Consider the following 12,466-nt stretch of genomic DNA (forward strand, 5'->3'; position numbering starts at 1 on the left):
CTCAGGACCTCGGGTCGAAGGCATCCCGCAGGGCCTCGCCAATAAACACCAGCAGCGACAGTATCAGCGCCAGCGTGAAAAATGCTGTGAAGCCCAGCCACGGCGCCTGCAGGTTCTGTTTGCCCTGGGCAATCAGCTCGCCCAGGGACGCGCTGCCGGCGGGCATGCCGAAGCCGAGGAAATCCAGCGCGGTGAGCGTGGAAATCGCCCCAGTAAGAATGAAAGGCAGGTAACTCAGGGTGGCGTTCATCGCGTTGGGCAGAATGTGCCGCAGGATGACCTTGCGATCACTCAGCCCCAGCGCGCGCGCGGCCTTGACGTATTCAAGGTTGCGCCCACGCAGGAATTCAGCGCGCACCACGTCCACCAGCGCCAGCCACGAAAACAGCGCCATGATCCCCAGCAGCCACCAGAAATTCGGCTCGACGAAGCCCGACAGAATGATCAGCAGGTACAACACCGGCAGACCTGACCAGACTTCCAGCAGGCGCTGGCCGATCAAATCCACCCAGCCGCCGTAATAGCCCTGCAATGCGCCGGCGGCGATGCCGATCAGCGCACTGACAAAGGTCAGCGCCAAGGCAAACAGGATCGACACTCGCGCGCCAAATATCACCCGGGCCAGCACGTCCCGGGCCTGATCGTCGGTGCCCAGCCAGTTGATCGAGGAGGGCGGGCTCGGCGCGGGTTTGTTCAGGTCATAGTTGGGTGTGTCATCGCTGAACGGGATGGGCGGAAACAGCATCCAGCCATCACCCTTACTGATCAGCTGGCGCACGTAATCGCTGCGGTAGTCCGGCTGAAAAGGCAACTGGCCGCCGAATTCCTGCTCGGTGTGGCGCTTGAACGCGGGGAAGTACAGCCCATGCTGATAACTCAGCACCAGGGGTTTGTCGTTGGCAATCAGCTCGCCGCACAGGCTGAGCACGAACAGCCCGCAGAACAGCCACAACGACCACCAGCCGCGACGGTTATTGCGAAAACGCTCGAAGCGACGGCGTGCCACCGGAGACAATCTGCGCATCACGCATTCCTCGCGCTGAAGTCGATTCGGGGGTCAACCAGGGTGTAGCAGATGTCCCCGACCAGCTTTATCAGCAACCCGAACAGCGTGAAGATGAACAGCGAGCCAAACACCACCGGATAGTCTCGCGACACAGCGGCTTCGTAGCTCATGCGGCCGAGGCCGTCGAGGGAGAAGATCACTTCGATCATCAACGAACCGGCAAAGAATACGCTGATGAACGCCTGGGGAATCCCGGCCACGATCAGCAACATGGCGTTGCGGAACACATGGCCGTAGAGCACCCGTCGCTCGCTCAGACCTTTGGCCCGGGCGGTCACCACGTACTGGCGGGTGACTTCGTTCAAGAAGGAGTTTTTGGTCAGAATGGTCAGCGTCGCAAAGCCGCCAATCACCAGCGACGTTACTGGCAACACCAGGTGCCAGAAGTAGTCGGCGATCTTGCCCAGGGTGCTCAGCTCATCAAAGTTCTCGGACACCAGCCCGCGCACCGGGAACCAGCTCAAAGACGTGCCTCCCGCGAACAGCACCACCAACAGCATAGCGAACAGAAAGGCCGGCATCGCATAGCCGATGATGATTGCCGTGCTGCTCCAGATGTCGAAGTGGCTGCCGTGCTTGACCGCCTTGCGGATGCCCAGCGGGATCGACACCAGATAGGTGATCAGCGTCGCCCACAGTCCCAGCGAGATGGACACCGGCATTTTCTGCAGGATCAGGTCCGTGACCTTGGCGCCGCGAAAGAAGCTGTTACCGAAATCCAGTTGCGCGTAGTTCTTCAGCATCAGCCACAGGCGCTCATGCAGGGGTTTGTCGAAACCGTATTGGTGCTCGATTTCCTTGATCAGCTTGGGATCGAGTCCCCGACTGGCCCGTGACTGACCGACGTTCATGGTTTCGGTGTGGCCGGCGCCGATGGTGCCGCCGGCCACGCCTTGCAGCTTGGCGATGGCTTGCTCGACCGGCCCGCCGGGCGCGGCCTGCACGATGAAGAAGTTGACCAGCAGAATGCACAAAAGCGTCGGAATGATCAGCAGCAGGCGCCTCATCAGGTAGCCGAGCATTACTTGACCTCCGAGGGAATGGCCGAGGCGCCCCGTTGTTGGGCGAACTGTTCGTTGGTCAGGGCCTGGGGGCTGACTTCCCACCACGTGTCGATGGCCTCACTGTTGCTGGCCTGCACCTTGGGAATGCCGAAGCGGTTCCACCACACCGTAGAAGAACCGGGTGGGTAATAATTGGGAATCCAGTAGAAGCCCCACTGCAGCACCCGGTCCAGGGCATGGGCGTAATCGATCATCGCCGGCTTGCTGTCGGCTTTGGCCAGGCCTTCGATCAGGGTGTCGACGGCCGGGTCGCGCAAGACCATGTAGTTGCTGGAGCCGGAATCGGTGGCGACTTTCGAGCCGAAATTGTTGTACAGCTCCATGCCGGGGGAGGTCGAGACGCCGTAGCCGGTGACGATCATGTCGTAATCCCGGGCCATGACCCGGTTCAGGTACTGCGCCGAGTCGATGCGGCGGATTTCGAAATCGATGCCGATCTGCGCCAGATTGCGCTTATACGGCAAGAGGATTTTCTCGAAGCCGCTCTGGCCGTTGAGAAAGGTAAAACTTAACGGTTCGCCCTGGGCGTTGACCAGCTTGTCGCCCTGAGGCATCCAGCCTGCTTCTTCGAGCAACGCCAGGGCTTGCAGTTGTTTGTCACGAATGAAGCCGCTGCCATCGGTTTTCGGGGTCTGGAATACCGTGGTGAACACTTCCGGCGGAACCTGACCGCGCAGCGGCTCGAGGATCTTCAGCTCGGACGCGGTGGGCAAGGCCGTTGCCGCCAGGTCACTGTTGGAGAAGTAGCTGTTCTGGCGCACATAAACGTTGCGCATCATCTGTTTGTTGGTCCATTCGAAGTCCCACAGCATTGCCAGCGCCTGACGCACGCGGCGGTCCTGAAACTTCGGGCGATCAAGATTGAAGACGAAACCCTGAGAGCTCTGCACCGCGCCCTTGGCCAGATGGGCGCGTTGCAGACGGCCCTCGGTCAATGCGGGACTGTCATAGCCGATCGAGTAACCGGTGGCGGAATATTCGCGGTTGTAGTCGTAACCGCCGCCGCGCAGCACCTGACGGGCGACGTCGGTGTCGCCGAAATACTCGACGCTGAAGTGATCGAAATTATAAATGCCGCGATTGACCGGCAGGTCCTTGCCCCACCAGTCCGGGTTGCGTTCGAAGGTGATGCTGCGCCCGGGGTCGACCTTGCCAATGCGATACGGGCCGCTGCCCACCGGAATCTCGAAGCCGCCGCCGTTGGCGAAGTCGCGGTCCTTCCACCAATGCTCGGGAAACACCGGCAACGAGGCCAGATCCAGCGGCAGGGTGCGGCTTTCACTGCTTTTGAAATCAAACCGGATTTGCGTCGGCGACTCGACTTCAACGCCTTTGACGTCCTGAAACTCGGTTCGGTACGACAGGCTGCCCTGGGTCATCAGCAGGTTATAGGTGTAGCGCACGTCTTCGGCGGTGATGGCCGAGCCGTCGGAGAATTTGGCCTTGGGACTCAGGTAGAAACGCAATGACATGCCGTCAGGGGCGCGCTCCATTTTTTCTGCGATCAGGCCATACACGGTGTAGGGCTCGTCCAGCGACCTGACCGCCAGCGGCGAGTACAGCAAGCCATTGACCTGGGCGACGCCGGTGCCTTTGTCGAGGTACGGCATGATGTGATCGAACTGACCGATTTCCTGCGCCGAGCGGCGCATGTTGCCGCCTTTTGGGGCATCGGCATTCACGTAATCGAAATGACCGAAGGTCGCCGGGTAGCGTGGCGCCTCGCCGTAAACGGTCAACGCGTGTTGAGGGGCGGCGGACAAAACCTGAAAACCTGAAAGGAGGACGAATGTTGCGACCATCAACGATGACAAAACAAAACGCATTGCACGAATCCTGACTGACATTGGCGACCAATATCAGGGTTGAAGGTCATGACGGCGCGGGTGGCCGGTCCGGTTTTTATTAATTACCCCGCAGGCAAGGTACCGCAAAGCCGGGGTCTTTGTAACCGGACAATACTGCGCTGGAGCAAGGATCCGATAAACAAACGGCCCGCTTTCAAGGGCGGGCCGTTCGTGCAGCAGCGCGGAGGATCAGTCCTGACGGCTGGTCACTTCCAGGAGGTGATAACCGAACTGGGTTTTCACCGGGCCCTGGACAACGTTCACCGGTGCGCTGAACACCACGGTGTCGAATTCCTTGACCATTTGACCCGGGCCGAAGGAGCCGAGGTCACCGCCTTGACGGCTGGACGGGCAGCTGGAATTGGATTTTGCGACTTCGGCAAAATCAGCGCCGCCTTCGATCTGCGCTTTGAGTTCGTTGCATTTCTCTTCGCTGGATACGAGGATGTGGCGGGCAGTGGCTTTAGCCATTTGGATGACTCCTGTGAAAAAAAAGAAACGAGCGTACCGGAATAAGGGCCGCGTTTCCCGAGAAAGTTCAGGTTCGTGCGCAGCCTCGTGACGGATGACATCGTCGCTCAAAGACCTTTACTGAACAGCAGAGCGGCATGGTCCACGTACAGCTTCACCGGATCGACGTGCTTGCGCACCAGACCGGCGCTCTGGTTGATCGAGTCCACATGGTCCATCGGGTAGTCGGAGCAGATCACCTTGCCCAGGTGGGAGCTGAAGCGGCCGACCAGGCCGTCATTGGACGCGGCTTCCTTCTCGAACAGCAGCGCGTAACTGCGCAGCGCCAGGTGCAACGGATCCATGGCATTGCGGCCTTCGGAAAACAGTGAACCGTCGATGCAGCCGCTCCAGGAATAATAGTGAACGCCGTTGACCCGTTCAGCCCCTTCGCCGCCCCACGTCGATGGCAGCCCTTGGGAAAACTTGCGGTTGAACGCCGCTACGCCTTCGGTCGTCAGCGCATCCAGGGCCTGAATCGGGTCTTGAGGCAGCGTCGAGTTGCCACTCAGCAGCGCAAGGAAGTGGGCGAAACCTGCGGTCAGTCGTGAGGCCACGGCCTCAGGCATTTGCCCTGGCGTCAGCGCCCGACGTACCCGGTCGGCCACCTCCGAGCCGTGATTGGGGCCGCTCACGGAAGTGACCGACGCGACGATATCCGGGCGCAACGCAGCGGCATAGCGGGAGGTCAGCGCGCCCTGGCTGTGTCCGATCAGGTTGACTTTCAGGTAGCCGGTGCGGCGCAGGAAGCGTTCGATCTGATCAATCAATTGCTCCCCGCGGGTTTCGTTATCGTGGACGCCGGACAGCGCCGGCACATGAACCCTGCAGCCGGCTTGCTCCAGGGCCTGAGGGATGGCATGGAACATGTCCACGTTGCCGATACGGTCAAAGCCGAACAGGCCGTGGATCAGCAAAATGGGGTACTTGGAGGTGACTTCCTTGTACATGTCGATCATTCCCTGGATGGCAAAGAGGGATCGAGCTTAACCAGCGGAAGTCATGCGCAGAGGGCCCGGCGGAGTATGGCGATGCGCCGGTTGATGTAGGTTTTGGAGGGCGTTCAACCGCTCCAGACCTTGCGTGCCGGGGAGGCTGGAAAAGGCGCTGGCGTTGCGGTGCAAATGCGCCGGGTGCGCGCGGCGGTTTCCCACGATCGGCGTCTTCGGAGTCACGGGCCGCCGCTGACAGCGACGACATGAATAAGGGAAGCCGGGGACACGACTGGCACCGGCTTCCCGTTTGCGAAAGTTGCTGCAACAGTTACCTGTAGCGCAGTTTGTCCACGGCCTCGCGCAGCAGCCGCTCGGTGGACTCCCAACCCAGGCACGCGTCCGTCACCGACACGCCGTATTTAAGATTGGCACTCAACGGCTGACAGCCTTCGAACAAATGGCTCTCCAACATCATGCCGATCAGCGTCCGGTCACCGGCCAGTCGTTGCTGCAGCACGTCGTTGAATACGGCCGGCTGGCGCAGCGGATCCTTGCCGCTGTTGGCGTGACTGCAATCAACCATGATGCGCGCGGCCATGCGGTGCTTCGCCAGGCTGGCATTCACCGCTGCAACGCTCGCGGCGTCGTGGTTCGGCCCGCCATGACCGCCGCGCAGCACGATGTGGGTGTCAGGATTGCCCGACGTCTCGATAATCGCCGGGCGACCCTGCGGATCCATGCCGAAATGCCGGTGGGCGTGGGCCGCCGAGCGTATGGCGTCGCAGGCCACGGAAATGCCGCCGTCGGTGCCGTTCTTGAAGCCGGTGGGCACGCCGAGGCCGCTGGCCATTTCCCGGTGGATCTGCGATTCGGTTGTTCTTGCGCCAATGGCCACCCAACTCAACACGTCATCGAAGTAACCCGCCGCCATCGGTTGCAACAACTCCGTGGCGACCGGCAGGCCGAGCCGGACCATTTCACGCATCAACTGCCGTGACAGGGCCAAGCCCTCGGCCATGTCGTCACTGCCATCAAGGGCGGGATCGTACGCCAGGCCTTTCCAGCCAACCGTGGTGCGCGGCTTTTCGACGTAGGCGCGCATCACCAGCAGCATCTGGTCGCTGACCTCAGCGGCCAGACGCGCCAGGCGCTCGGCGTATTCGAGTGCGGCGTCGGGATCGTGGATCGAGCACGGGCCGACAACGACCAGCAGGCGCGAATCTTCACCGTTGAGAATGGCGCGAATCGACTGCCGGTGGGCGGCGACCTGTGCGGTCATGGCAGCGTCCAGCGGCAGCTGATGTTTCAGCGCAAACGGCGTGGGCAGGCGTTTCGGGGCAGGGCGGCTGTCATTCAGGGTGACGCCGCTGGCCGGCAAATCAATGAGGGTGTTGCTGACGACGGGCGAATTCATGTGCGGGCTTCCTGGTCGGCGGGCATTCCCGCGCGGACCTACTGGGGTGTTCGACAATTGGCCGGTATGGCTGTGAGTAGGGCGTTGCCACCTGTCAGTGACCGATCGGAGGCGGCAGGCTGTCCCGAACGGAGGTTGCTAAATCGCCAGGCGAAGTCGGTGTCGTTGCGGTAATAGTGGTTGTGGTTCATGTGCGGTTCCTCGAATCAATCAGTCAGAAATGTGTGGCCCAGAAAAACAAAACCCCCGGTCGGGAAGCCGACCGGGGGTGAGAGTTATCTCTGGTGGGCGTCCCGAAGTTCAGGGCGCCGTTTGGGTATCAGGCGCGCCAGTGGCTAAACCAATACCCATAAAAATAAGAAGCAGGAGCGGTAGACGCCGTCGCATTCCAGGCAGCCGCACGCCCAGCCAGACGTGAACCGTCGGCGGCGCTGAACAACTGAGTGGAAAGGGAAGGCAACATGGTCTGTCTCCGTGGAATGCCGCCGAGCTTACTTCAGACCCGTCGGGTTCTTCAATTGGAAATTGCAATGGAAGCGATTGGGGACAGCCTGCCTATAATCAACGCTTAAAACTGCAGAAGGCTGATTCAGTCCTCGGGCACTTCCGAAGACCCGGCTTCAGGCGGTATCACCCCGATCTTCATTCCCAGCAGCACCGCGACTTTGTGCGACTCACCCCGGCGCCCCTTCTTTCGCCCGGACAACACTTGATAGGTCGTCGCGGGGTCCACGTTGTGCTCCCTAGCAAACTCTTGAACCGATTTGCCCTGCTGTTCCAGCCAAGCCTTGGCTTGTGCGGCGGTACGGATTCCGGGCATAGTTCAAAACCGTTCAAGTTCGTTCAAATTATTTCGATTCTATCACTCAAAAGAGTGATGTCAACAAGGCTATGCATCCAAATGAGTGGAATAAGTGCCCGAATTAGGGAAGAGCGCGAGCGCTTGGGGCTCTCACAACGCGCATTCGGTGAAATCGGTGGCGTGGAAGCCAACGCGCAGGGCAAGTACGAAAACGGCGAGCGCACCCCCAAGGCCGATTATCTGGCCCGTGTCGCCCATCGCGGTGTAGACGTGCTGTACGTGTTGACGGGGGCCCGCACGCCGGTGCCCATCGTCGGCCTGAGCGAGAACGAGGAGTGGATGGTGGGCAGTTACCGCAGCCTGGGAAAGGAGGAACAGGACGCCATCTGCCGGTTAACCACTACTCTGGCGGAATACCAAAGCAGCTATGCCCCGGACAAGAAGCTATAAGGCAATCCGAGAGATGCAGCGGTCGGACGTTTAAAGATTTTTATCAAGTTTCGCGGTCGATGGTGATAGCTTGTCGGCAGTGTTGTAGATCATCTGGTACACATGCACAAGCAGTGCTCCAGAGCAGGTCGCTTACTTTCTTTTTGCTAACGTGGCGAGCAGTCGTCATGAATTGTTCGGTGAGGTGTCTGCTTGATTAGGGTGTTGGTTGTCGATGACCATGATCTGGTTCGGACAGGTATCACGCGCATGTTGGCCGACATCGAAGGCTTGCAGGTGGTGGGGCAGGCCGAGTCCGGCGAAGAGTCGTTGCAGAAGGCCCGCGAGCTGAAACCCGACGTCGTGCTGATGGACGTGAAGATGCCGGGCATCGGTGGACTGGAAGCCACGCGCAAGCTCATCCGCAGCCACCCCGACATGAAGGTGGTGGCGGTCACGGTGTGCGAAGAAGACCCTTTCCCTACACGCCTGCTGCAAGCGGGCGCGGCGGGATACATGACCAAGGGCGCCGGTCTGACCGAGATGGTTCAGGCCATTCGCCTGGTGTTTGCAGGGCAGCGCTACATCAGCCCGCAGATCGCCCAGCAACTGGCGCTCAAGTCGTTCCAGCCGCAGACCAGCAATTCGCCGTTCGACCTCTTGTCCGAGCGGGAAATCCAGATTGCCCTTATGATTGTCGGCTGCCAGAAAGTGCAGACGATTTCCGACAAGCTCTGCCTGTCCCCCAAAACCGTGAATACCTACCGGTACCGCATATTCGAGAAGCTGTCGATTAGCAGTGACGTGGAGCTGGCCCTGCTGGCCGTTCGTCACGGCATGGTCGACGCCAGCGCATAAATGACCCAACCGTTTGATCCCAGTGCTTTTCTGTCCACCTGCAGTGGCCGCCCCGGCGTATATCGGATGTTCGATATCGACGGCAAGCTGCTGTACGTCGGCAAGGCCAAGAATTTAAAGAAGCGCCTCGCCAGCTATTTCCGCAAGACCGGCCACGCCCCGAAAACCGGTGCATTGGTCGCGCGGATCGCTCAGGTTGAAACCACCATCACCGCCAACGAAACCGAGGCGTTGCTGCTGGAACAAACCCTGATCAAGGAGTCGCGTCCGCCGTACAACATCCTGTTGCGTGACGACAAGTCCTACCCTTACGTGCACCTGTCCGACGGCGAATTTCCCCGGCTGAGCATTCATCGTGGTGCCAAAAAAGCCAAAGGCCGTTATTTCGGCCCTTACCCCAGCGCGGGTGCGATTCGCGAAAGCCTGAGCATTCTGCAGAAGACCTTCCACGTTCGTCAGTGCGAAGACAGTTTCTACAAGAACCGCACGCGGCCTTGCCTGCAGTACCAGATCAAGCGCTGCAAGGCGCCCTGCGTGAACCTTGTCGAGCCGCAGATCTACAACGATGACGTACGTCACTCGGTGATGTTCCTCGAAGGCCGCAGCAATGCCCTTACCGACGAACTCAATGCGCTGATGGAAAAGGCAGCGATGAACCTCGATTTCGAGCACGCCGCCGAGCTGCGTGATCAGATCGGCCTGCTGCGTCGCGTGCAGGACCAGCAGAGCATGGACGGCGGCACCGGCGACGTCGATGTGGTGGCGGCGTTCGTCAACCCGGGCGGCGCCTGCGTGCACCTGATCAGCGTGCGCGGCGGGCGGGTGTTGGGCAGCAAGAACTTCTTCCCGCAGGTCGGGATCGAGGAGGAAGTGGGCGAAGTCATGTCCGCGTTCCTGGCGCAGTATTTCCTGGGCGGCGGCGAGCGCGAATTGCCGGGCGAAGTCATCGTCAACGTGGTCAATGAGGACTTCCCGGCGCTGATCGACGCGATCGATGCTTCACGGGGCCGCGAAATCATCATCAGCCATCGGGTGCGTGGCACCCGCGCGCGCTGGCAGCAACTCGCCGTGACCAATGCCGAGCAGGCACTGATGGCGCGGCTCGCCAATCGTCAGCACGTCACTGCGCGATTTGAAGCCTTGGCTCAAGTGCTCAAACTCGATGAGCCGCCGCAGCGCCTGGAATGCTATGACATCAGCCATTCCAGTGGCGAAGCGACGGTGGCGTCGTGCGTGGTGTTCGGTCCCGAGGGCCCGATCAAGTCGGATTACCGCCGCTACAACATCGAAGGCATCACGGCGGGGGACGACTACGCCGCCATGCACCAGGCACTCACCCGTCGCTTCAGCCGAATCAAGGACGGCGAGGGCAAATTGCCGGACATCCTGTTGGTGGACGGCGGCAAGGGCCAGTTGAGCATGGCCCGCGATGTGATGAATGAGCTTGCCGTGCCGGACCTGATTTTGCTGGGTGTCGCGAAAGGGGCCACGCGCAAGGCCGGCTTCGAGACGCTTTATCTGAACGATGCCGCCCACGAATTCACGCTCAAGGGCGACTCGCCGGCGCTGCACCTGATCCAGCAGATCCGAGACGAAGCTCACCGGTTTGCCATCACCGGGCACCGTGCGCGACGCGGTAAAACACGCCGAACTTCAACCCTGGAAGGGGTGGCAGGCGTGGGCCCGACCCGGCGTCGCGATTTGCTCAAGCACTTCGGCGGCCTTCAGGAATTGTCCCGGGCCAGCATCGAAGAAATTGCCAAGGCGCCAGGAATCAGCAAAAAGCTCGCAGAGTCGATTTATGCAAACCTGCACAGCGAGTAGAATGCTCGCTCACCTCGTAGCCAGTTGTGCCGATGAATATCCCTAATCTGATCACCGTATTACGTGTCCTGCTGATTCCGATCTTCATTCTGTTGTTCTATCTGCCGTACCACTGGAGCTACATGGCGGCCAGTTCGGTATTCGCCCTGGCAGCCGCGACCGACTGGCTGGACGGATACCTGGCAAGACGCCTTGAGCAAAGCACACCGTTCGGGGCGTTTCTCGACCCAGTGGCTGACAAACTGATGGTGGCCGTTGCGCTGGTGTTGCTGGTACAGGCTCACGCCAACCTCTGGCTGACGCTGCCGGCCGCAGTGATCATCGGCCGCGAGATCGTCATCTCTGCCCTGCGCGAGTGGATGGCCGAGCTGGGTGCGCGCGCGCAAGTGGCCGTGTCGAACTTGGGCAAATGGAAAACCGCTGCGCAAATGCTTGCGCTGGTCATCCTGCTGGCCAACCCGCCGGCGTTTACCTTCTGGGTTGTGTTGGGTTACGTGCTGTTGATGATCGCGGCAGGCCTGACCCTGTGGTCGATGGTGCAATACCTCCGGGCCGCATGGCCGCATCTGCGCACGACCACGGATGAAAAATAAGTATTTTTAAATCAAGGGGTTGACGGGGTCATTTGAGTGTATAGAATGGCGCCCACACAAAGCGGGAATAGCTCAGTTGGTAGAGCACGACCTTGCCAAGGTCGGGGTCGCGAGTTCGAGTCTCGTTTCCCGCTCCAGTTTGTATGCGTTTAGCGGTAGTGGTTGGATCGCTGAGCGTTTGAGGCCGAGTAGCAAAATGGTTATGCCGCGGATTGCAAATCCGCTTACGCCGGTTCGATTCCGACCTCGGCCTCCACATTTAAAGCCCGTAAGATCAACGTCTTACGGGCTTTTTTGTGGGTGGCAAAATGGTCAGAGTTTCCGCAACTCTGACCATCGCTCCCGCAACCCTCTGTGAAGCGATAGCTCACATCCCAAGCCACTGTTCTCTTTCACCGGTTCAGCTGCCCCAGGCAAGTTTGAGTGCCGTCATATAACACCGCATGCCATGCGATCACCGCCACCGCCCAATGGCATAGGCATATCTGAGTGGTTGTCGCCGCCGACATGGATCATGAGCGCGTGACCTTTGACGTCGGAAATCTTCTTCAGGCGTGGTGCGAGCACAGGATATTCCGCAACCCCATCGGCGTTGACGTAAACCGCCGGCAGGTCACCCAAGTGGCCCTCGCCATAGGGGCCCAGATGCTTGCCGGTGCGCGCCGGGTCAAAGTGGCCGCCCGCCGCCAGTGCCGCGACCTTTTTGCCGTCTTTCATGCCTGGGTCACAACTCGGATTTTCATGAACGTGAAAACCGTGCATCCCGGCGGGTAAAGATTTTAGCTGGGGGGTCAACACCAGCCCGTAAGGTGTCTCGCTGATGGTCACCTCGCCAATAGGCTGCGGGGCGCCGTCAGCGCTCACGAGGTTCATCGGGACATTGAGCGATGCCGCCTGAGCGCTTACCGAAAATGCTCCAATCAGACCAAGCCACAAAGCGGATTTCATAGACACCTCATTTAGTTTTACAAAAGAAAGTAGCAAGACATCTGCGACAGCGAGTCACCCTGGTACTGGGAGAGAGCATAGACAGGCTATCAGCTTGCGACGACAAACAAACGTAACCAATTGAATCCGAAAGCTTTGAACTTGCCTCCACGGCTGGGGATGTATATATTCCCCAC

At 59.9% G+C, this 12,466-nt stretch carries 12 protein-coding genes and 2 tRNA genes; 6 read left to right on the forward strand and 8 right to left on the reverse strand.

Annotated elements, in window-relative coordinates; all coding sequences use genetic code 11:
• Position 1: 1 nt before the first annotated feature.
• The 7 genes from L4G42_RS04620 to L4G42_RS04650 all read right to left on the reverse strand — a co-directional run bounded on the left by L4G42_RS04620 (position 2) and on the right by L4G42_RS04650 (position 7,656).
• The gene (locus tag L4G42_RS04620; protein ID WP_237259532.1) at positions 2-1,024 is read right to left on the reverse strand and encodes an ABC transporter permease; all 1,023 of its coding nucleotides are present in this window, start codon (positions 1,022-1,024) and stop codon (positions 2-4) included.
• Positions 1,024-2,088 carry a microcin C ABC transporter permease YejB gene (locus tag L4G42_RS04625; RefSeq protein ID WP_237254465.1) on the reverse strand — a complete coding sequence of 355 codons (1,065 nt, stop codon included), beginning with the start codon at positions 2,086-2,088 and terminating at the stop codon, positions 1,024-1,026. Before L4G42_RS04625 ends, L4G42_RS04620 begins: the two co-directional genes overlap by 1 nt.
• Positions 2,088-3,956: an extracellular solute-binding protein gene (locus tag L4G42_RS04630; protein ID WP_237260587.1), complete on the reverse strand. Its 1,869-nt coding sequence runs from the start codon at positions 3,954-3,956 to the stop codon at positions 2,088-2,090. Before L4G42_RS04630 ends, L4G42_RS04625 begins: the two co-directional genes overlap by 1 nt.
• 210 nt (positions 3,957-4,166) lie before the next feature.
• A complete protein-coding gene (locus tag L4G42_RS04635) occupies positions 4,167-4,448 on the reverse strand; it encodes a peptidylprolyl isomerase (RefSeq protein ID WP_027898593.1) in 282 nt (93 codons plus the stop codon).
• 107 nt (positions 4,449-4,555) lie between these two features.
• Entirely contained in the window at positions 4,556-5,437 is an 882-nt protein-coding gene (locus L4G42_RS04640; RefSeq protein ID WP_237254467.1) for an esterase/lipase family protein, read from the reverse strand.
• 313 nt (positions 5,438-5,750) lie between these two features.
• Complete coding sequence (locus tag L4G42_RS04645; protein ID WP_237254468.1) at positions 5,751-6,836, reverse strand: 3-deoxy-7-phosphoheptulonate synthase; 1,086 nt, start codon at positions 6,834-6,836, stop codon at positions 5,751-5,753.
• A gap of 589 nt (positions 6,837-7,425) precedes the next feature.
• Positions 7,426-7,656 carry a DNA-binding protein gene (locus L4G42_RS04650; protein WP_237254469.1) on the reverse strand — a complete coding sequence of 77 codons (231 nt, stop codon included), beginning with the start codon at positions 7,654-7,656 and terminating at the stop codon, positions 7,426-7,428.
• 81 nt (positions 7,657-7,737) lie between these two features.
• Here L4G42_RS04650 and L4G42_RS04655 point away from each other — a divergent pair, with 81 nt between their 5' ends.
• The 6 genes from L4G42_RS04655 (at position 7,738) to L4G42_RS04680 (ending at position 11,598) form a co-directional block, all read left to right on the forward strand.
• Positions 7,738-8,088 (forward strand): helix-turn-helix domain-containing protein, encoded by a 351-nt coding sequence (locus tag L4G42_RS04655; RefSeq protein ID WP_237259530.1) that lies wholly within the window; start codon positions 7,738-7,740, stop codon positions 8,086-8,088.
• A 192-nt stretch (positions 8,089-8,280) separates the two neighbouring features.
• The gene (gene gacA, locus L4G42_RS04660; protein WP_065990451.1) at positions 8,281-8,925 is read left to right on the forward strand and encodes a response regulator transcription factor GacA; all 645 of its coding nucleotides are present in this window, start codon (positions 8,281-8,283) and stop codon (positions 8,923-8,925) included.
• On the forward strand, positions 8,926-10,749 hold the full coding sequence (gene uvrC, locus L4G42_RS04665) for an excinuclease ABC subunit UvrC (protein WP_237254471.1): 1,824 nt from the start codon (positions 8,926-8,928) through the stop codon (positions 10,747-10,749).
• Positions 10,750-10,781: 32 nt separating this feature from the next.
• On the forward strand, positions 10,782-11,342 hold the full coding sequence (pgsA, locus tag L4G42_RS04670) for a CDP-diacylglycerol--glycerol-3-phosphate 3-phosphatidyltransferase (RefSeq protein WP_065990459.1): 561 nt from the start codon (positions 10,782-10,784) through the stop codon (positions 11,340-11,342).
• A gap of 61 nt (positions 11,343-11,403) precedes the next feature.
• Positions 11,404-11,479 (forward strand) — tRNA-Gly (locus L4G42_RS04675).
• A gap of 45 nt (positions 11,480-11,524) precedes the next feature.
• A tRNA-Cys gene (locus L4G42_RS04680) sits at positions 11,525-11,598 on the forward strand.
• Positions 11,599-11,771: 173 nt separating this feature from the next.
• On the opposite strand, the gene sodC is transcribed toward L4G42_RS04680, so the two are convergent.
• Positions 11,772-12,290, reverse strand: coding sequence for a superoxide dismutase [Cu-Zn] SodC (sodC, locus tag L4G42_RS04685; RefSeq protein WP_237254472.1), 519 nt, complete (start codon positions 12,288-12,290; stop codon positions 11,772-11,774).
• Positions 12,291-12,466: the final 176 nt, after the last annotated feature.

Source organism: Pseudomonas petrae, assembly GCF_021728295.1.
Classification (GTDB): Bacteria; Pseudomonadota; Gammaproteobacteria; order Pseudomonadales; family Pseudomonadaceae; genus Aquipseudomonas; species Aquipseudomonas petrae.